General features: G+C 43.4%; 16 protein-coding genes and 1 CRISPR repeat array. Of the genes, 4 read left to right on the forward strand and 12 right to left on the reverse strand.

Annotated elements, in window-relative coordinates:
• Positions 1 to 129 precede the first annotated feature (129 nt).
• The 5 genes from HPL003_RS24890 to HPL003_RS24910 form a co-directional block, all read right to left on the reverse strand.
• Positions 130 to 1,671, reverse strand: a complete 1,542-nt coding sequence (locus HPL003_RS24890) for an extracellular solute-binding protein (protein ID WP_014282563.1) — start codon at positions 1,669 to 1,671, stop codon at positions 130 to 132.
• Between the two features lie 214 nt (positions 1,672 to 1,885).
• Positions 1,886 to 2,779, reverse strand: a complete 894-nt coding sequence (locus HPL003_RS24895) for a carbohydrate ABC transporter permease (protein WP_014282564.1) — start codon at positions 2,777 to 2,779, stop codon at positions 1,886 to 1,888.
• Positions 2,780 to 2,797: 18 nt separating this feature from the next.
• Entirely contained in the window at positions 2,798 to 3,793 is a 996-nt protein-coding gene (locus HPL003_RS24900) for an ABC transporter permease (RefSeq protein ID WP_014282565.1), read from the reverse strand.
• 207 nt (positions 3,794 to 4,000) lie between these two features.
• On the reverse strand, positions 4,001 to 5,191 hold the full coding sequence (locus tag HPL003_RS24905; protein ID WP_014282566.1) for a stalk domain-containing protein: 1,191 nt from the start codon (positions 5,189 to 5,191) through the stop codon (positions 4,001 to 4,003).
• A gap of 141 nt (positions 5,192 to 5,332) precedes the next feature.
• Entirely contained in the window at positions 5,333 to 6,220 is an 888-nt protein-coding gene (locus HPL003_RS24910) for a DMT family transporter (RefSeq protein WP_014282567.1), read from the reverse strand.
• 185 nt (positions 6,221 to 6,405) lie between these two features.
• On the opposite strand from HPL003_RS24910, the gene HPL003_RS24915 reads away from it, so the two are divergent.
• Positions 6,406 to 7,155: a YdcF family protein gene (locus HPL003_RS24915; protein ID WP_014282568.1), complete on the forward strand. Its 750-nt coding sequence runs from the start codon at positions 6,406 to 6,408 to the stop codon at positions 7,153 to 7,155.
• Positions 7,156 to 7,251: 96 nt separating this feature from the next.
• Here HPL003_RS24915 and HPL003_RS24920 read toward each other — a convergent pair whose 3' ends face one another.
• Positions 7,252 to 7,722, reverse strand: a complete 471-nt coding sequence (locus tag HPL003_RS24920) for a 2-thiouracil desulfurase family protein (protein ID WP_014282569.1) — start codon at positions 7,720 to 7,722, stop codon at positions 7,252 to 7,254.
• Positions 7,723 to 8,015: 293 nt separating this feature from the next.
• On the opposite strand from HPL003_RS24920, the gene sigK reads away from it, so the two are divergent.
• Positions 8,016 to 8,717 carry an RNA polymerase sporulation sigma factor SigK gene (gene sigK, locus HPL003_RS24930; RefSeq protein WP_014282571.1) on the forward strand — a complete coding sequence of 234 codons (702 nt, stop codon included), beginning with the start codon at positions 8,016 to 8,018 and terminating at the stop codon, positions 8,715 to 8,717.
• 325 nt (positions 8,718 to 9,042) lie between these two features.
• Positions 9,043 to 9,420 (forward strand): discoidin domain-containing protein, encoded by a 378-nt coding sequence (locus tag HPL003_RS24935; RefSeq protein ID WP_014282572.1) that lies wholly within the window; start codon positions 9,043 to 9,045, stop codon positions 9,418 to 9,420.
• Positions 9,421 to 9,678: 258 nt separating this feature from the next.
• Here HPL003_RS24935 and HPL003_RS24940 read toward each other — a convergent pair whose 3' ends face one another.
• From HPL003_RS24940 to HPL003_RS24955, 4 genes are all read right to left on the reverse strand, one after another.
• The gene (locus HPL003_RS24940; RefSeq protein WP_043922498.1) at positions 9,679 to 14,274 is read right to left on the reverse strand and encodes a fibronectin type III domain-containing protein; all 4,596 of its coding nucleotides are present in this window, start codon (positions 14,272 to 14,274) and stop codon (positions 9,679 to 9,681) included.
• A 231-nt stretch (positions 14,275 to 14,505) separates the two neighbouring features.
• Positions 14,506 to 15,384 (reverse strand): hypothetical protein, encoded by an 879-nt coding sequence (locus HPL003_RS24945; RefSeq protein WP_014282574.1) that lies wholly within the window; start codon positions 15,382 to 15,384, stop codon positions 14,506 to 14,508.
• A gap of 149 nt (positions 15,385 to 15,533) precedes the next feature.
• Positions 15,534 to 17,006 carry a peptidase associated/transthyretin-like domain-containing protein gene (locus HPL003_RS24950; protein WP_014282575.1) on the reverse strand — a complete coding sequence of 491 codons (1,473 nt, stop codon included), beginning with the start codon at positions 17,004 to 17,006 and terminating at the stop codon, positions 15,534 to 15,536.
• 291 nt (positions 17,007 to 17,297) lie between these two features.
• On the reverse strand, positions 17,298 to 18,770 hold the full coding sequence (locus HPL003_RS24955) for a hypothetical protein (RefSeq protein ID WP_014282576.1): 1,473 nt from the start codon (positions 18,768 to 18,770) through the stop codon (positions 17,298 to 17,300).
• A 369-nt stretch (positions 18,771 to 19,139) separates the two neighbouring features.
• A CRISPR array of direct repeats spans positions 19,140 to 19,719; the repeat unit is 32 nt; unit sequence ATTTCAATCCACGCACTCATATAGAGTGCGAC.
• Positions 19,720 to 20,081: 362 nt separating this feature from the next.
• Here HPL003_RS24955 and HPL003_RS24960 point away from each other — a divergent pair.
• Positions 20,082 to 20,570 carry a hypothetical protein gene (locus HPL003_RS24960; RefSeq protein ID WP_014282577.1) on the forward strand — a complete coding sequence of 163 codons (489 nt, stop codon included), beginning with the start codon at positions 20,082 to 20,084 and terminating at the stop codon, positions 20,568 to 20,570.
• Positions 20,571 to 20,609: 39 nt separating this feature from the next.
• Here the strand turns inward: HPL003_RS24960 and HPL003_RS24965 are convergent, their stop codons facing one another.
• A complete protein-coding gene (locus HPL003_RS24965) occupies positions 20,610 to 21,077 on the reverse strand; it encodes a hypothetical protein (RefSeq protein WP_238533418.1) in 468 nt (155 codons plus the stop codon).
• A gap of 185 nt (positions 21,078 to 21,262) precedes the next feature.
• Positions 21,263 to 21,715, reverse strand: a complete 453-nt coding sequence (locus HPL003_RS24970) for an AAA family ATPase (protein WP_014282579.1) — start codon at positions 21,713 to 21,715, stop codon at positions 21,263 to 21,265.
• Positions 21,716 to 21,762 lie beyond the last annotated feature (47 nt).

Raw genomic sequence — 21,762 nt, forward strand, 5'->3', positions numbered from 1 at the left:
ATGCCTTCGGACACCACCTTCGTCAATCCCTCCAAAAATAAGCGGACACTAAAAAAGCAAGCCTCCAACTTTCTGGAGACTTGCTTTTTCTTTTTATCCCAACTGTAAAAATCTCTTTGCCTTGCCCAATTACTTAATGTTCTTCTCCTTCACGTAGGCTTCCCATTGCTTGGTATATTCCGTCTGGATTTTCTCCAGTCCAGCCTGGTTTGCCTTTTGCAAGAAGGTCTGCAATCCTTGATCCACATTATCAATCAGTCCAGCTTGAAGCGGATACAGGTATTGCTTTTCAACCTGCTCCAAAGCCGCTTTTTCGGCTTGATAGGTCGTATAATCCTCTGCAAAGCCGGTAAACACGTCAGGCTTCTGGATTTTATCCAGCTCAGCAAAAATCTTCTTCACCCGGTCAAAGCCTGAATCAAACAGCATGTATTCAGGGTTACGCCAAGCCCAGCTATTCATACCTTCCCGTGAAAAGCCGTTCGTGCTGCCGGTACCTATCATTTGATAGTAACCGTCTTTGACTTCATAGTTTTTGCCTTCAATTCCGTATTGCGTGAGCAGGTTATAACGTTTATCTGTGACAAGCTTTTCATAAAAGGCTAATGCGCGTGCAGGGTTAGGACTGCTTTTTGGAATCGCAAAACCGTTATGAATCGGATGCACTGGAGTTGCAAACCCTGTCGTCAGCGGGAACGGATAGTAATCCAGCTTCCAGTCCGGGTGAGAAGCTTTGAGCTTAATCACCATGTCATTAAATCGGGTCGGATTGTCACCGAAAATACTCGCAGCTTTACCGGAGGTCACCTGATCCTGAAGCGTATCTTTTACGTTCAGTACGTTTTTAGGAATAAATCCTTTGTCGGCCCAGCGTTTGTAAATGCTCAGCTCTTCTTTTTGCTCATCTGAACCCCAATATTTATAAACCTCTGTCGGTTTTTCATACTTAATACCGATGCCATAAGGCAAAGCCCCTACACTCTTTGTTACCAATTCGGAATACCGATCATGCAGGTTCCCTTTAATATCGCTGTTCAGAGAGACCGGCTTCATATTAGGCTCATGCTGACGGATCCCATCCATATAAGCCTCGTAGCTTTTTATATCCGTAGGTTTAGGCAGGTTGTACTTCTCGCGCAAATCCTCACGCCATACAAATCCATTTGTTACATACTCCTTGTATGTGCCAGGCACGGTGTAGATTTTACCTCCGATTTTAACGCCATCCCACATCTCCTGAGGCACAAATTTTTGCAAGGCAGGTGCGGCCTTCGGCAGCAGATCATCAAGCGGCAGGAATGCACCTTTCTTGGCATACGCCTGATACTGCGTCCAATCTGCAGTGAAGATCAGATCAATCGGCTGGCCTGAAGAGAGCAGCAGCTTATACTTCTGATCCCAGTCCGTCCACGTCGTATAGTTGAATTTGACGGTGGCATTCAAATCTTTTTCCGCCAATTTATTAATCTCTGCTTCAACGGCAGGCAGATCCTTCGGAGCATCACCCAGCATATAAAATTGCAGCTGTACCTTCTGGGATTTGTCATCCGTTCCATCTGCTTTTTGTGCACTGCTTCCGCCACCGCCTCCACACCCGGCTAATAGCGCCATGATGACCATAACTGCAATCAGGATGGACATGCGTTGCTTTCTTTTCTTTGTAAATGTCATGTGAATCCTCCTTTTGAAGTGGTTGCTGGTTTAAAGCCATCTATCTTCTAAAAGCCTGGAGAGTATACGAAAATCATTCGCTTGTACTCAGCCTCGCCTTTAAAATTTGTAGGAAACAAACGTTATTAGTTCTTAAATAAAACGCTTACAAAACATGCTTTCAGAATGGCACAACGTCAGCGCGTCATGCCATCTTAGCTGATAAATGTCTACTTTAGCCTTTAACAGCACCAATGGTCAAGCCCTTGACGAAATAACGTTGAATGAACGGATACAGCAGTAAAATCGGCCCGGTGACCACGATCGCCATTGCCATTTTGGTCGATTCGGTCGGCATATCGTTGGAGAGTGAAACGCCGGTACCTGCCCCCATTTGCGCGATAAATTGCATCGAGTTGATTACATTATACAGATAATATTGCAGCTGGTATTTATGTGGATCATTAATAAAGAGTGAGGACGAGAACCAATCATTCCAGTATGCCAAGGCCAGAAACAACCCCACGGTGGCAATGCCCGGCGTAGACAAAGGCAACACAATCCGATAGTAGATTTTAAAATCACCCGCACCGTCAATTTTGGCAGACTCAAACAGCTCTTCCGGCATGGACGAACGAATGAAGTTTTTCATCAAAATGATCAGAAACGGAGTCATCAGCCCTGGAAAAATAAGCACTGTATACGTATCAAGCAGTCCTAAATACTTCGTCAGCATAATGTACCAGGGTACCAATCCGCCCCCGAACAACGTTGTAAAGTAAATATAGAACGAGAACGCGTTCCGGTATTTAAAATCTTTACGCGCCAGCACATATCCCGCCATCGTCATCAGGAACAGACCCAACGTCGTACCTACTACGGTTGTAAAAATGGTCACCCCGTACGCCCTTAGTACCTCTTCAGGAAAGGTGAACACCGTGCGGTATCCTTCCAGCGAAAATTCCTGTGGAATAAAATGATATCCATCTCTGATAATCGACTCATTACTGGTCAGTGAGGCCGAAATAATAAGTAGAAATGGTAGCAAACAAGCAATAGAAGCAATAATGATTACCGCATAAGAGAGAATTTGAAAAATTCGGGTGTATACATCCTCTTTGATCGCCATCCGTTTGGGTCCTCCTTTCTAGAACAGAGCATATTCGTCGTTCAGCTTGCGGATGATATAGTTCACAGTCATGATCAGGATAAAGCCGAACAAGGACTGGTACACGCCTGCCGCCGAAGCCATACCGACATCAAAGGTTACTTTCAGTGAACGGTACACATACGTATCCAAAATATCCGTCGTATTGTACAGCACCCCATTGTTGCCGATTAATTGATAGAAGAGATCGAACTGTCCCTTCATAATACTACCGAGCGCGAACAGCAACAGCACGACGAACGTCGATTTGAGCATAGGCACGGTAATGTACCAGATCCGTTGAAAAATGTTGGCCCCGTCCATTTTCGCCGCCTCATAATACTCGTCGCTAATGCCTGTAATGGCCGCCAGATAAATCACCATACTGTAGCCGAGATTTTTCCACAGATAGAACAGGATAATCAGGAAAATCCATACCCACGGTTGGTTGTATACATCCACACGTTCACCGCCGATTTGCAGCAGCAGCGTATTCAGAAAGCCGTTATCATAATTAAATATGTTATACACGATGACGCTTAGAATAACGAAGGAAACAAAATAAGGCAGGAACATCACAGATTGAGCGATCTTTTTAAAGTAACGCCCCCGCAGCTCATTCAGCAAAATCGCGAGAGCAATCGCTAACACGTTGCCAAATAAAATAAATGCTGCGTTGTATCCGACTGTATTCAATGTCAATTTCGTCAGCGTGCCGGATTGCCATAGAAATTGAAAATTCTGAAGTCCGACAAACTTGGCATCGAACAAGCTGGTATTGAAGTCAAACTGGGTAAATGCATAATAGATACCCACCATAGGAATGTAAGAGTTAATGAAGAAAAAGATCAAGGTCGGCAGCAGCATTAAAAATAATATCCGATTACGGATCAGTTCATGGAAAAATCCGTTTTTCCTGCCGCTCGCCAGCCTTCTCCCGTTCAAGCGGGAATCTGTCGTGAGCATAGCAGAACTCTTAGTCACAGGCTGATTCAATGTGAGTCACTCCCCCTCTGTATGCGTTACCAACAGCATGCTTTGCAGTACCGCCGTCGTATAACCTTATTTTATGTAAGCGCATTCAAAATGAAAAGTGAAGCCTTGCGTACTTCATGAACAAAGGAGTGTCCTAATGAGTGAACAATTCGGATATTTGTGAAGTATTGTGTGATTTAAGGCGCCTGATAGACGCCCAAAACCCACTTACAAAGCATAATTGAACGTTTGAGGTTGCCCTTCACTATCAGATAACTCGAAGCGCAGTTCACCGTCATTTTTGTTCTGACCGATAAACTTGATGCCATCTTCCCTGAATCCTGTCAGTTGCTCAGGAGCTAATTGAAGCAACTCATACACCAGAAACGACTGATGGGTTTTAAGATTAAATAACATTAAAAAGCCCTCATCATTCGATCTGGCAAGAATAAATCCCTCGCCCATGCCTTCCACCGCAAAGCTGTCCTTCAAACGACCGGAAAGCTTCCCCATATTCCATGTTTCTTTAACGGAACCATCACTGTCAATCAAACGAACGGTCTGTCCATCGTTCATGACCGCTTTACCATTATAAAGCTTGATATTGTTGGCATTAAAACTCCAATAATGAGCCTTTGCCTGACGTATTACCTTTCCTTTCTGGACGAACAGCGTATAAAAATCATCATTAATCATGGGCTCCCCATATGCTTGCTGTATCGTAACCAAATCTGCATCCTCCGTAACCTTGGTCGAAATGATTGTCGTCAAGCCATAATAGCCTTCTACCAGCTTAATATTCGTTGGACTGAGAGCACGGATACGGCCACCATCCACTTTACGATACAATACTCCGCTGCTTGCATCCAGCAAATAGCCTTTGCTTTCCTCCGATTCCCCGACCAATTGAGGAAAGGTTATGCTAGCCATTCGTTCGTCTTTCTTCCATTCCAGTTTGCCTCGGACCACATCGCTGATAAATGCCAAAGGGACATACAGCGTTCCACGAATGTTACTGGCTGAAACAGTGTAAATAACCTTCTTGTTATGTACAAAACCTATGTTGGAATTAACCTTTATACGACCAGAACCCAAACTAGCTGTACCATTGGTGAGTGAAAGCGTCCGTGTCTTTGGGTCATAATCCGTAACTATTCCAGGCAGAGCTGCATCTGTAGTAGGAATCATCACCTGTCCCTTGTTAATGAATGGCTCTCCTTTTGGAAATGACATTATATTGCCGTTAAAATAAACATGGATACTTGCAGTCTCCTGTCCTTGCTTCACGGGTGCAGCAACCCCCGCTGCATAAGCAGGCTCTCCATCGTTCAGTCCCATTGCCATACACCCTAATAAAGCAAGTACAACTATTATCCGCTTGTCAGGCTTACACCGTTTGACTTTTTGAAGCTGGATCATGCTTGAACCCCTCCCTAAAGATCAATTTCATTTCAGCCGAATCTGTTTCATTCTTCCTAAAATTCGCCGAACAGGTGTTAAAATCCTCTAAAAAAGGACCCTGCTACCTGCGCAGAGTCCTTACAGTTCCATATACTATTGTCAAGCTTGCTGAATCACTCTTGCTCTGCGGTTCACCAAATAAATACTAAGCCCGATTAATACCAGACCGATCAGCAGAAAAGCTGTAATCGCTTCGTGCAGCAGCAAGGAGCTGACAAACACCGAGATAACAGGCACCAAAAACGTATAAGACGCGACTTTGCTCGCATCCCCCGAGTTAACCAGTGTAAAATATAGCAGCCAAGACAGCGAAATGCCCAATACGATGCCGAACAACAGCCCTGACATATAAGGAACATTCCATACGATGTCCGACCAGCTTTCCGTCACTGTTCCGGCTCCCGTCAACACGATGCCTCCCAATGTGCATTGAAATGCGACCAGCCATAGTGAATCCACGCGCTGGTTTACCTTTTTCACATAGACGGTACCCAATGCCCAGCTCACGGCTGTAATAATAGCGATAGCTACACCTGCCACAGCCACATGTCCCGAAAATCCCCCGACACTTACAGCTGCGACACCCAAAAATCCGATGACCAATCCAGTCACCTTAAGCCCGGGCATCGCTTCACCCAGCCACATCCATGCAAAAATACCGACCAATACAGGCTGTAGATACACCAGCACAGAAAACAGGCCGGACGGTACGTACATCAGCCCCACCGTTTGCAGACCATAAAACAGTACCACGTTAAAAACACCCGAAATAGCATAGACCCGCCAGTTCTCTTTCCAACGGATACGTTTCCATCTCGGCAGTAAAATCGCTCCTAACAGCAGACCTCCCAGCAACGTGCGCAACCCTGCAAACAAAAGTGGAGGCGTAAACTGCAATGCTACTTTATAAATGGGCCAGGATATGCCCCACAATACAACCAACAGCGCGATCATCATGATCCGCTTGGCTGTTGTTAACTCTCCCATGCTGCTTTCGCTCCTCTATGAAAAAAATGACTAGACCTTATATTTTACGCCTATAGGACAACTTTATCAAACAAAAAATATGTATTGGAAAGTACAACTCCAGACAGAGGAATCCGATCATTTGCCTATGTTACAATATACCAAACCAAAAAAATAGAGATTAAAGGATAGGAGGATATCTGCACTTGATTTATATCATCAAATTTTTATACAGCTTCGTGCTGCCTCCCGGTTTGTTTATCCTCGTGATGGTTGGGCTTGTGATCTGGCTGTGGAAGCGTGCGCGTAAACCTGCTGTCATACTACTCGTTGTCACATTACTGCTGTATGGTTCCTCTACCAATTTGGCTGGAGATTTGCTAATCAGCGGTCTGGAAAAGCAGTATCCACAGCCTCACACCGTTCAAGGCGATGTCATCGTTGTGCTTGGCGGCGGAGCTACAGAGGGAACACCTGACATCAACGGACAGGGTAATCTGCTGGGTTCAGCGGCCAATCGGCTGCTCACTGCGGCACGGTTGCACGAAGCAACGGGCTTACCTATTCTGTTTTCCGGTGGACAGGTATTTGGTGACAGTGGCAACGAAGCGAATATTGCCCAAAGACAGCTTCTGGGACTCGGTATTCCGGCAAAGGATATTCTGATCGAAAACCGTTCCCTGAACACACAGCAAAATGCCGTGTATACGTCCCAAATTTTAAAGCAGCATCAGCTCACCAAACCCATTTTGGTGACCTCTGCCTTCCATATGCCACGTGCGGCGCTGGAATTTCAGCGTGCAGGCATGCAGGCTGTACCTTATCCAACCGACTATCTGGCAAGTAAAAATCTGTCTCTATATGCCGCCAAGCTTTCCCCGTCTGCCGGAGCCATGGCTACTACTGGAACAGCCCTCAAGGAATATCTGGGGATCCTTGCTTTGAAGCTTAAATAACGTGATGTATATCTAGCGTGTAGACCTGCATCACAAACAGGCTGCTTGGCAGCTCTCAGATGTAAATCTTAAGCTGCCAAGCCGCTTGATTTTCCACTACATATCCTCATGCAGGAAAATTTCCGGCACTTGTTCTTCCGATATTACCTTAAAGCCTTCCTTTTTCAGCAAAGCCGAGGTTACGCCATTACCTGCTATTTTCCGGTTTTCAAATGACCCGTTATAGATGGCTGTTGATCCACAGGACGGACTGTTTTCTTTTAAAATAATGAGCGTAGCGCTAATCTCTTTAGCTATGTTCAAAGCTTCGTATGCACCTCTAATGTACATCTCACTGACATCGTTACCCGATAACTCAACCACCTTGGCTGTACCATTCAGTACATCCTCCCCCGCTCCGCCGACAATTTCAGCAGGCGGTCTCGGTGTCATAAAGCCCCCCATCAGCTCAGGACAGATGGTCACAGCCTTCTTTTCCTCAACCAACCTCTGAATATGTACGTCCAAGCTATCCGTCCCGTTATACCTGACCTTCATCCCTGCCAAACACGAACTTACCAGAATCATCTGCTTTCACCTCATATCATTGCTTTTTACAACTTAAGTAGTTTAAGTATAATCAAATTTCCTCATAGAGTCATCGTACGAAAAATAAAATTCCGCGTTTACTACAGGTTCTGCATAAGCACTTTGTACGGATAAAATGGCAACCCGGAAATAAGTTATACCCATAAATTGTTGCAAAGCAGTTTTCGGAGTACAGGCACGGATGGGCACCTGCCCACATACAATAAACAGATCACAAGCCCGGTAAGTACCATAGGCCGGCAAGTTCGCAACTACCTCAGGAGGTGTCATCCGTGCCCGGACTATTTAGCGCTATCGCTCTGTTCATCAAGGAATTGACGCTACTCGTCTCTTACGTGAAAAACAACGCCTTTCCGCAGCCATTGACTGAGAAAGAGGAAGCCCGACACCTGAAGCTGTTTGCCGAAGGCAACGCGCAATCCCGCAACACACTGATTGAACACAACCTCCGACTAGTGGCTCATATTGTGAAAAAGTTTGATAACACCGGAGAAGATTTGGAGGACCTGATATCCATCGGTACCATCGGCCTGATCAAGGCCATTGAGAGCTTTCAGACTGGAAAAGGTACCAAATTGGCAACGTTTGCGGCCCGGTGTATTGAAAACGAAATTTTAATGCATCTTCGTTCACTGAAAAAAACACGCAAAGACGTATCTCTCCATGATCCTATAGGGACGGACAAAGAGGGCAACGAAATTACTTTAATTGATATCCTCGGCACCGAGGCGGACGATATTGTGGATAAGGTACAGCTCAAAATTGAAAAAAGCAAAATCTATCGTAACCTGGATATTTTGGATGAGCGCGAAAAAGAAGTGGTGATTGGTCGATTCGGCCTGGAAGCCGGAGGAGAAGAAAGAACACAGCGGGAAATCGCCAGAGAGCTGGGGATTTCGCGTTCGTATGTGTCCCGAATTGAGAAGCGTGCGTTAATGAAGCTGTACCATGAATTTTACAAGCAGAAGGGGTAAAATGTGTTAAGCGCAAATATATGAACTACTTTAGGGTCCCAATAGGGCCCTTTTTCGTAATTATATCGCATAAACTCTATATCATAAATCATTTAAACAATTGTTCCATCTTAATGTTAGGAATACGCTGGGGTTGCTTATACTGTATGTGTCGTCATCAACAGCATTCTAGCAATAACTGTATATACAGCCTTGCGCTCATTTGCGAATTGAGGCAATCAAGTGCTATATCTAACCCGGGTTTACTTCAGTCCATTTGAAGCTATGTAGACGACAATCATTACCTGTTGGTGAGTAACAATTAAACGAATGGAGGAAATCCCACATGACAAAATTTAGTCAGAATCCAAACGATTATTCTTTTTCAATTGATCCTGTCGTTATAGCAGAAGAAAATGTTTCAGCAAATGGTAATTCCAATAATTCTTTTCCGAAAAACGTTTTAATCGATAATAATCTCTCTTGGGAAAGCAGCTTAAGCGGTAAAGGTGGAGAATTGATTTTTAAATTAGATGAAGGCAAAACGATTAATGATATCCTCTTAGCTCAGCCAACTTTTAAAGCTTTTATTCTTACGTTTTCTCTTCATGGTTCTAACGACGGAGAAAATTGGTTTAGATTAGGTGAAGTAGAGGCTGTGCCAACTACTGCAAAAACGACTTACCAATTCAGTAATGAGATTCCCTTTCATATTATAAAATAACTGTACTTTCATCTGGCCTGAATAATACAACAACCTATTATGGTGTACGTTATATTCAGTTAAGAACCGCTTCAATCAATGGTGTTCCAGCCTATAGAAATTCCAATTTAAACCCCGCTATTGCGGAATAAAATTCAATGTGAGCCTACTACACCACTCAAGATCGCTATTTCGGGCTCAACCTTAATCCATCTTGCTAGATCAAGTCCTCTATGTAAATACACAAAAGAGGGGCTGGCTAATGCCGCCCCTCTTCTTCTATTGAATTTTTTGAATCATGTTATAAATCATTTCAGCCGCTTCGGCGCGTGTGATTTCCTGTTTTGCACGGAAGCTTCCATCTGGATATCCTTGTACTAAATTAATTTCGGTCAGTCCAAGTACATCTTCTCTGGCCCATTCCACGATTTGAGAGGCATCTGAGTAGATGGTACTTTCTTGTTGTGGTGTAGCCTTGATAACGTTGTTTACCATTTTAGCCGCCTGCTCACGATTAATAACACGATCTGGAGCAAATACCTTGTTACTAAATCCACGAGCAACCTGATCTTTAATCGCTGTTTTCAGTAGATCAACATACCATGCCGATGGATTGATATCTTCGAAGCTTAAAGCCATATCCGTTTCGATCGGTAATTTCAGAGAACGAACGAGCATCGAAGTGAACTCCATACGTGTTACAGGTCTGCTCGGCTCAAAAAGGGTTTGGGTCCTCCCCTTCACTACCCCCAAATCGGCAAGGGCATTAATTTTATCTTTATTAAACGCCTGTTCAATGTCACTAAAGCGATTTGGCTTCGTTTCGACTGAAGGTGCTTGAATGATTGCCGTTTCATTCAACTCCTCTACATCGGGCTGAATCGGCTTGATGATCCCCCCACCTCCTGCTCCAGCGCCTGAGGCCGAGGCTTCAGTACTCCCCGTTGTTTTACCGTTCGTTTGTTTTGCAATGGTACGCTTTCCTTGGCTGTTTTCTGCCCAAAGCTGAACTGTATACGATTGTTTCTCTTTAAGTTGACTCCAAATAAAGCTTCGATCCTTACCACGATACAATTCTGTTTGTCCTTCACTCGTGAGAACGAAAATATCATTTTTGTGTTCTGACTCCCAGTGGATAATAAACTCACTATTCGTCGTCTCCGTTTTCGAAAATGCAAATTCTGGAGACGGTAACGTTTCTACCTCGCCTTCTGTCTGTTTACCTTCACCGCTTGTGTTAATCGGTTTAATGGTAATACGATACACCTTAGAGCTATCCAATCCGTCTACTTTAAAATGGGGCTTGACCGTGTGACCGATAAGCAGACCATTTTGGTATACATGGTAGGTATCCGCACCAGGAGCTTCTTTCCACGTAACTAACAGATCTGTATCTGTTACATCTTTAAATGTCAGTTCATTATCTGGTATTTGTCCTGGAAGCGCACGATACGTAAATGGAGTCCATTCACCTGCGCCCGTTGTATTTACAGCTTGAATGCCGAACGAGTAAATCGTACCGGGTTGAATACCTGAAAGCCTAATACTAGTATTCTTGGTATCCACAGTTTCACCAGTATCTTTACGAATTACAGCATATTGATAAGCATTTTTGGTTTCATCCCAGTTCAGCAAAATCTGGCCATTCCCTAGCTCTGAGACTCTGACGTTTTGCACTTGAGGTGGAAGCGTAAGCAGCTCTTCCCGCACAGGCTGACTGAACCCACTACTATTACCGCTGCTCACCTGAAAATCGTATTTTTTTCCACCTTCTAATCCGGATACGACTACACGTGGTTCAGTGCTGTAATAATCTTGGCTATTCATTGATACTTTATATTTGGTCGCCCCATCGACCGGGTCCCAAACAATCGTGGCACCATGCTCCCTAACCTCTACCGCTATAAGTCGTACAACCGATGTGGGTAGTGTTAACGCGTTGATAGTCGTATCTCCACCTATACCACTTGGATTGTAGGCTCGGATTCGAATATTTGCAGTCCTACCTGCGGGCAATCCATCAAAAGTATAGGCATGGCTTCCTCGAGGAATCCGCACATCAGGCTCATCATTAACATTCAAGATGTATCCGTCAGCCCCCTGCACATCTTGCCAGCCAACACTGACAGAATATACATCATTCTCCACACTCGCCAACGTAGTTACCCGGTCAGGTAATGTGATGACCCTCAAATGTGCATAATCTCCAAAGCCTGTTGCATTTTCGGCGGAAATGGAATAATCATACTCCGTTCCTGCCTGAAGTCCGTGATCAGCGAATTCAGTATACACATCCTTATAAACAGATGCTTTGTCCCGCTCCAGGGCATAGTATGTCGCCGTGACTACATGATTCCATTTTAAGTCGATTCCATCGTCCTTCACGGTTACATTTTGGAATCCGCTTGGGCTATCTGGCAAGCTTAAAAAAGACACATGCTTGGCCGCACCCTCTCCAGTGGCATTCATAGCTGATACAGAAACATCGTAAAATTCACCCGGTTTCATCCCCGTAATTGGATTATACACATCCTGTGTGACAGTATCCTTAAATATGACTTCCCCCGTACTAACATCTGTTGCTGTAATCTTGTAGTTGTCAGCTGAAAGCACTGGCGTAAAATCAGCCATGATTTGTGCTGAAGTACGAGAAATGGTTCGTAATCGGATATGATCCGGGGCATCAGGTAGCGTTAACACACGAACTCGGTTGGAATAAGCATTGCCTCCCACGTGATTACTGGAACGCACTTCATATTCGTATTGCTGCCCTCCCTGTAGCCCTTTGACTGTAAAAGAATTTGTCGGATGCGTAACATCCCAAATCTCATTCGTCGTTAAATTTCGGATGGTATAGACGTAACCATCATTAAGACCTGATGGAAGAGTCCATTGCAGATCGGCCTCTGTATTCCGTACGGATGACGCAGAAAGCTCAACCGGCTGAGGCTGCTTCTGAATGCGAAGTGCTCTGCTGACTGTTTCAGTAATGTTACCCGCCTGATCTTTAACCTTGGCATGAACATACCATTCACCTTCATTTGAAAGGCTCAACCGAATTTCTGTATCGGTAGCTGTATCCCAATGTTCGGGTACATCAGGGCTGTTCGTGATGTTATACTGCATCGTTGCTGGTTCGATCCCCGAATGTTGGTCAGCATATCGTATCCCCACCTGAATGCTCGTATCCTTCCATTCACGCGAATCCGGTGTCAGTTGGATCGTTGGTGGTTCCAAATCAACATAAGATGTTCCGAACACCGGATCACTCCGATTTCCAGCCGCATCCACAGCTTGAGCAGTCACTTTTACGATGCCAGAACTATTTAATACTCCCGATGAACCAGTAACATAATTGCCAGAGCCCAATTGATATTCGTAACGTACTGCTGAAATATCCGTACCACCCGAAATAGCAAATTGTACAGGCTTATTAGTGTATCGGGTGGGCGTCGTCACCTCGGAAAACGTAACTTCCGGGGGCATTGGCTTGGTTCGATCAATCATGATCGATTGAGTCACGATTGGACTAGACACATTAAGATTATTGATCGTCCGTGCTGATAGTTCGTACGGCCCTTCCGCGTTTAATGTAAAAACGCCATTATATGTCTTCCACTCCCCTGCTGAACTCAAACGATACTGTGTCATCTTGATTCCATTTACAGGATCACTTCCTGAATCAATAGCAATATTCACATTGTTGATCGTTGGACCCACCTCGCTAGCTCGGATAACAGGAGCAGTCGGTCCCTTTTTATCAATAGTGACTTCCTTGCTTACTTCTTGGCTCACATTACCGACGTTATCTATAGAGCGGGCATAAATCGTGCTTTTGCCGTCTTGATTAATATGGAACGCTCCACCATAGTCTTGCCAATCTTGATTGACAACGCCCGTCACGCGAAATTGTGTATGGCCCAGCCCAGAATAATCGTCCGCTCCTGGCTGCAATGAAATGGTATAGTCATTACTGTTGCCCGTTGCACTTATGATCGGTGGCGTCGGTGGCATTTTGTCTATCCTGACATTCCCGGAAGAAAGACCACTGTACTGGTTGTTCACGTCTACAGTCCGAGCATAGATTGTACTTATACCATGATCATGTACAGTAAAGGGTCCTGTGTACTGTTGAAATGCTCCACCATTTAGGCTGTATTCATAGTATTTCAGCCCTTCAGGCGCCACGTCTCCATTGATCCAAACCGTTACAGGTCCTTTGGTCCACCCTGTACTCGCTTGGCCCTCAGCCCCTGTATTAATCTGGGGTGGTTTAGGCATCAATTCTGATTTGGGAATGACGCGGACGCCAAACTTGGATATTTCATTACTAGTCTGCTGGTTCGTACCCATAGCTCTAAAATACCGAATATCTTTTAATGTAATAAAGTCTGTGATATCTACCCATTTCCCTTGGTAAGAGCTGCTAGCATATAATTTTGTGACATTGGTCCATGTATATAAATTCGTTCCATTAGGCTGCCAACTGTTACCCGCTGCTGCATTAGATACATATATATCAGTATGGTAAGACCCTTCGATATAAACAAAAATCTTATAATCCGATGTCTTAATAGATCTTCCAATATCAACAAAACGGTGTGCAGGCTGCGTAGTACCATCGCATTTATATCTTGCTGAACCCGTACCGTTGTACACTTCAGTTGCTCCTACTCCATCTCCTGACCATAACCCCCAACTATCACCCCCACCAGGTAAATTATTTTGGCAAAAAGGTCCACCGATGATCTCTTGGGTAGCAGCTGATACCTTCTCTGGAAATATAGGGAGGGTGGTTAACATGATCATTACAGCTAAAAATCCATATACCCACTTGCTATATTTCCTTACCTTTCGCTTATTTTTTGGATACATACATTTCTCCCTTGCTTTATTTTATTTTCAAAGAGTTTTACAAACTCGTTTCGGCTAAAATAGAAAAAGCACCCCAAACGAAGGCGGTTAAGCCTAAGTTTGAGGTGCTTCCTCAATATAACGAGTATGTTTGAAGCTATTATACTTCGTTCTAAAGGTAATGTAAACAGCACGACATCATTTAAAATTCATAAATTCTTGCATTCCTCATCTCGGATAAGCCTTAAAGACTTAATTAACGTGAACGCCCAAGTTCCGAAAAAATCCTCGCATATTCTGAATGTAAGAATCCTGTACAGAGGTAGATTCCTTAAGAAGATTTTGCATACTGCTCATAAATGCGGAAGCCGAAGTCGTATCAGCTTTGTCAAACCGATTCTTTAACTGCACATTATTCAACAACTCCGTAGTCTGCCCCGTACGTTCCTTATATTTCTCAATCCAATCAGGGTTTTGAGGAACCTTTTGTGCAAAATTTAACAGCTGGCTTAATCCGTTTCCTCCACCTTTAATGTCATTAATGAACGCAGTATATTTTTGGGGATCCACCTGCTTCATCACTTCCGACAGTTTGACGTAGTCCTCAGGGGCTCCTAACGGGCGATCTGTTGGAGTCGTATAGCTAATATCTCCGCTCTTGGGATCAATGGATCGTGTCGAAGCAATAGCAGCTATCTGATTCATCGTTTCCAAAAACTCTTTGGCCTTGTCCCCTTCCATATAGTGGTCTGCAATATACTTGGATTGGGAAACTCCCATCTCCAGTAGCACGGTTCGCTGGCTCTCATCTGTTACTGTTCCATTGACGATAAAATTGGATTCAATCATACTGTACACCGCATTGGACACTTCTTCTGGCTGACCTTCTAAAACTCGATTTAATGCATCATTGATCTGGGTTGTACCGAAATACTTAGCAGCCTGTGATACGATAGCTCCTTCAGCCAGCTGCCTACCGTTTTCGCTAATCTCTACGGAGTCTTGAACAACGAGTTCAGAGGGTTTTCCTTCATAAAGCTGGGGGGATTGGACTTGCTTTGCTGCCGGATTTATCCGCAAGCTACTAGTGTTAACAACAGCTTGTTGCATTCTAAGGGGCTCAAAATTCATTTTATTTCCTCCTGTCATTTTGTAACAGGCACTCTAAGTCGGTCGTATGTATAATGTAATGTGACCCTGTTTCTATATATATCGGACAAAGCACATATGGAATGAATATATGCTTTGTCCTAAAAATGAACAAATATTAAAGCAGTTAATTAACCTCCATAAATACTATAGGCAAAGTGATATACAATATCTGTATCTATAATCGAAGTACCTGACACTTGAGCAGCTACCCCTGAAAGATCATAGTAGTGTGTAAAACTGATTGCTCCAGACAGGTATTCCGCAATACTTCCAGTTGAATGTGGCAGGGAAAGGGTAACACTAAAGGCCCCATTCTGATCCGTATATGCAGTTCCTGTACGAGTGCGATTGCCGCTGCCTTCAGTCCAGTTCTGGTTCAACCATGTCACATCAACAGGGGCATTTGCAACAGGATAATTGTCAGTTGTAGTAACGACACCCTTCACAGTAAAATCGCTAGTTCCAGTAACACGGTAATGACGGCCATAAGAATAAGTTGGGTAGTCATTAGGCCCATTTTTAGAAGAGTCGTAACCGTTAATTACAATTTTCCCAGCCCGAAGTACCGGTTTAAGTGTTAGTGTATACAAATGGTCAGCTGAATACTGATTTGTTGTATATACTCGTACATAGTAGGTTCCGGTATTTAAAGAAACATTGTGATTCGTTTGCGGGAGAAGCACCATCTGGTTGCCGCTGAGAGCTCCATATACTTCCGCTTTGTAACCGTAGCTTTCCGAGGTACTATCCAGCTTTACATTTAATGCATCATAATTGCGGCTCGCAGGGATCGTGATTTGATACCAGTCGTTATCAATGCCTGAATGGATGGAACGTGAGTTAAGGGAAGATCCCCCCGTACTGAAGGTAAAGTTATAAGCATGAAAAGCACTCTCATCCGGCTCATACGCATCGTAACTGGAACTTGTATTGACAGTTAGATAGAAAGGGGCATTAATGCTAGAGCCCTTCTTGGCATGAACTGCAATCGCATAAGCCTTTTCATATCCGATAGCATTGCGCGCTCCTACGTTTTCGGGAAGTGATGCAGCCCCCTGTTCATAATTGTTAAAATAAGTCCCGTAGGTGGAAGCGTCAATAGCATTGGGATTAATGTCACCTGTCGTCATATCAAACTCGTATAAGTATAAATCATAGTCAAGCTGTGCTGAAAATGGACCATCCAACTGAGCCTGTAACAATTCGCCGGGTTGCAAATAAATCGGATATAAAAATTGTGTACCTCCCTCTTCCGTTATCGTACCGGAATACGTAGCAGAGGAAGCTGTGGTTGATACTGCCGTTGGGCTTGCTTTCAGCGAAGGAACAGTTTCTTTTTTCAATGAGGGTGTCTCTGGTGTCTTGAAGTTGAGATCTTCCTTCATTGCATAAACTGAAGAAGTAATACTGTCCGGCTTGTCTGCCCGCGTTAGATCCTTAATAACGTCTTCATTAGCTGTTGTTAGCTGAATATTGGACTCCGCCTTAATCGCTTGGTCCGATACCCCCTCTGTGCTTTGACTCGCGTTCGCAGTCATCCCAAAAGCAAACAGAAGCATCGTACTTAGCATAACTGCAATAGCCTTTTTGAACCTCTTCATACTGAAATCCCCTCTCAAATGGTTTAAGGAATTCCCGCTTTCCCCGGATACACCAGGGTAACTTCTAGGCTGTATGGCTCTATCATAAAACACTTCCGGTTCTAATGGAAGATACTGTACTAAATATTTTTATTTGTAATATGCGGTATCAGGACCATTGGCATATATAGTAATGTGATGTAGCTGAATCAAAAAACATAGAGAGTCGCCTTTTTCGAAAATGGAAAGCCTCAGCAAGCCATTGCGAAAAAAGCGACTCTTATGTATTACTCTACTACGTTAAAAGATGATTTAATTTCTAATACTGTAAGCAAAAAGATAAATAATATCCGTTGCACTGATCGAGGTTCCATCGACCTGAGCCGCTACTCCTGTAAGATCATAGTAATGTGTGGAGCCAATTTCACTTATATAATCAACGTTTTTCCCTGTCGATTGAGGAAGGGAAAGGGTCACACTGAATCCCCCGTTATCGTTCGTGTACGTAGAAGCTGTTCTGGTACGGTTACCGCTACCCTCGGTCCAGTTCTTATCCAGCCAAACGACAGTGACAGGAGCATTGGGAACCAGTTGACCATCCGTTGTTTTAACAACACCATTCACGATCAGACTGCTGCCTCCGTTAATACGATAATGACGACCATAAGAGTAAGTCGGATAGTCATAATAGCCATTGGAGTTATAGCCGGTAATTTCAATTTTGCCAGCTCTTAGTACCGGTTTGATGGTTAGTGCATACAAATGGTCAGCTGAATACTGACTTGTTGTGTATACTCGCACATAGTAAGTTCCTGTGTTTAAGGCAACATTATGATTCGTTTGTGGCAGAAGCACCATTTGATTTCCAGTAAGGGCTGCATATACTTCCGCTTTGTACCCATAGCTTTCCGAGGTGCTATCCAGCTTTACATTTAATGCATCATAATTGCGGCTTGCCGGTACTGTAACTTGATACCAATCGTTATCTATACCGGAATGGATGGTGCGGAAGTTAATCGAGGAACCTTTGTCATTAACAGTAAAATTATAAGCATGGAAGGCACTGTCATCCGGCTCATAGGCATCGTAATTGGAGCTTACAGCTACAGTTAAATAGAAAAGGTCATTAATGCTAGATCCCTTCTTGGCATGGACTGCAATCGCATAAGCCTTTTCAGAACCGGTTGTATTGCGAGCTCCTACGTTTTCGGGAAGGGACGCAGCTCCTTGTTCATAATTGTTAACATAAGTCCCGTAGTTGGAGACGTCTATTGGATTTGAATTAATATCACCTGTCGTCATATCAAACTCATATAAGTACAAGTCATAGTCAAGCTGTGCTGAAAATGGTCCGTCCAACTGAGCCTGCAACAGTTCGCCGGGCTGCAAGTAGATCGGATATAAAAACTGTGTACCTCCCTCTTCCGTTATTGTACCGGAATATGTAGCCGAGGATGCTGTCGCTGCGGCTTTAGCTGATGCCGACTTTGGACTAGCTTTAAGCGATGGGGTAACTCTTTTTTTCAACACAGATTTCTGTGGTGTTTGCAAGTTGATATTTTCCGTAATGGCATACACCGAATCTGTAATGCTTGCGGGCTTGTCTGCCCGTGTTAAATCTTTAATGACGCTTTCATTTTCAGTTGTTAGCTGAACATTGGACTCCGCTTTAATCGCTTGATCCGTTTTACCCTCTGTGCTTTGACTCGCGTTCGCAGTCATCCCAAAAGAAAGCAGGAGCATTGAGCTTAGTGTAACTGAAATTGCCTTTTTTAACCTTTTCATACTGAAGTCTCCTCTCAAATGTGTGTTAAAGAAATTCTGCTATTCTCCATATAAACACAGGAAAATTCTAGGATGTCTATTTCTATCATAAATCAATTCTGGCTCCAATGGAAGATACTGTTTCAATTTTTTTTATTTGGAATCTCAGATATCCAGTCACCGTTTTCGGAACCATGCGTACTCGCCTCCTACACTTTTCTCCCTCTCTACTTTTCTATCCTAAAAATCACGAGGAAAAAGGCTCCTCTAATTAAAAGGGTGCCTTCTTTGAGTTTCATAGCTAAAAAACTTGAGCGCACTGTGCTTCAAAATCGCACTCATATAGAGTGCGACGCAGGAGCAACACCGATCACGGCCAACACTTTGTTAATTTCAATCCACGCACTCATATAGAGTGCGACATTGCTGTACAGTGTACAGCCGCTTTTCTGCCTATTTCAATCCACGCACTCATATAGAGTGCGACGAATCCAGTTTTTTGGGTTTAGGAAAGTATAGTAACGATTTCAATCCACGCACTCATATAGAGTGCGACATGCGGGAGAAGATCGAACGTTTGGGTGGCATGGATATATTTCAATCCACGCACTCATATAGAGTGCGACGCGGTCGATGGCGAGATATCACGCGTGTTCATGTTCGAATTTCAATCCACGCACTCATATAGAGTGCGACGCGGCAATTGCGAATGTAGATGGTCCTGATAGACTCAATTTCAATCCACGCACTCATATAGAGTGCGACTTCCGGCTCAATCGGGAGCTACATGGTTACATCGATTTCAATCCACGCACTCATATAGAGTGCGACTACGTACCTCAGGAGCAAGTCACGCTGAGTGCTCCAGTATTTCAATCCACGCACTCATATAGAGTGCGACTCGGAATCCTATTTCTGAGAGCGACCAACTCAGTTAAATTTCAATCCACGCACTCATATAGAGTGCGACAGCGAAAATACAGTAATTCATACCTTAACGATATTAATTCCACACATTACCGTAAAAACTGATGCCCAATAAGCTTAGATCAACTATTGACTTTTACGGATAGATAGCCAGTCCAATACTTTTCGACAAGTTTCGAGGTGCGAAGGACCCGAGATTTTTATGTGCGCTTGGGGTTCGCACCTGTTTACTTCCCTATTACCCCCAATTTTTAAAAGCAGATCAATCAACTTAGTTTCGACACTATTTTACCATAAAAACCCTACCATTCTCTTATTTATACGATATAATAAATCATATAGGTAGTTCCTTTTGACCATAAATCACATCGAATTACCCATAACATACATAAAAGGGGAATACAGATGAAAAAAATTAGCTTATTTATGTTAGTATTATGTTGCTTTTCCATTTTGGCAGCCTGCTCTACCGATCCGGTAAAAAAAGATTTAGTTACCTATGTGAATGATGGAATGCTTCCGTTGGCACAAGAGGAAAAAACAGTAACTGAAAAGTATACAGCTGCGACCGGAAATAACTACACTGATGACGAAACACTATATAATACTTTAAAAGATGATATTATCCCTGAATACTCCAAATATGTTGATAAAGTTGAAGCTGTAAAGACGGAAACGCCTGAGGTAAGAGCCGTCCACGAAACTTACATCAAGGCCGTTAATACTCAAAATGAAGCCCTCATCATGATGCTCGATGCGTTGGAAAAACAAGATATGGGCTTAGTGAGTGAAGGTAACACCAAGCTCACTGAGGGCAGAAAGCTATTCAGAGATTTTAATGAACAAGTCAACGCACTTGCCAAAGAGCATGATGTGACTTTGAATAAGAAATAAATTTAAAAACTCCCTTCTCGGGAGTTTTTTTCTGTATACTTACGTATATACGAAGCAAATAACCGCTTTACTTAATTCTTGGTCGTAAAATAAATAGACAGTATCCACCCCAAACACTTGAAAATAATATCCGGTGAAGGAACCCATATAGGTAAAAGTCTCGCCATTGGGACGTTTGGGCACATGGAGCAAATTGGTTTGCTCGAACTGGAGCATCTCTTCGATAGATTCACCATATTCCTTGATATAGCTTTGGGCCTCATCAGATTGAAACCCGATATCATCCAAAATACCGTTGACCTCAGGCCAACTCAATCCCCAACCGAAGGATTTCTTTTCCTCAAAATCACGGGTGAGTTCTTCTACGGACTCTTTGGCATCTCCAAAAGAGGAATAAGGATAAATGTTTCTGTTTTTCAGAAAAAACGCTTTGCGGGATTGATAGTCTTGTTCATTAGCTATGTACGCATGCTCCACTTCATCCAGAGACATGACTTTCCTTTTCATGCGTAGATATGCTTTATCCCCGGTGGATTTCAGCGTTTCATAGGTAGCTTCCAACTGCTCTTTCTGGTGAAGGCTAAAGTAATTCCAGTCTGCTTCGAATTTGTATTAACCATCAATCACATCGAACCCCAGCATATCTTCCTTTGTGAATGTGGTGTGAAATGACTGGGTATTATATTTTCCTCCTACATTGTGTGATTATCCGTTAACTTTTCGACCCGAAACGTTCCTTCACAGGATGTGACGCTGTACAGCTCATCAAAACCTTCTTCGTAGCTCGGTACTTCAAGCTTACTCATTACGCTTTTAATACCGATCTCAGGAATATGGTCTTTACTTGTCCGTTCCTCATTACGCTTAATGGATTCTGCAAAATCAGGCTCAAAATAATAACCTATAATTTTAAATCCCTTATTTTTTGAAACAGCTATATATCTTTTCCGTTCCTCAGCTGTCGGATTTGTATTGTCCACAACAAAGCGCTGCATCGTTTCGATGGAGGCTTGAAGGTAAATATTTTCCCTGTTCCGTGTTTTAAGCATGTCTAAATTTATTCTCATATGTGTTTTAAAGAAATACTCTTTATAAAATGTCGATTTTCCAGAAGCCTGAATTCCTATAAAAATGACACATTCCAACTCTCATCATCCTTGTCCAAGTAGATTTCCAAAATCATCTTTTTCAT

Origin of the sequence: Paenibacillus terrae HPL-003 (assembly GCF_000235585.1) — a bacterium.
Taxonomy (GTDB): domain Bacteria; phylum Bacillota; class Bacilli; order Paenibacillales; family Paenibacillaceae; genus Paenibacillus; species Paenibacillus terrae_B.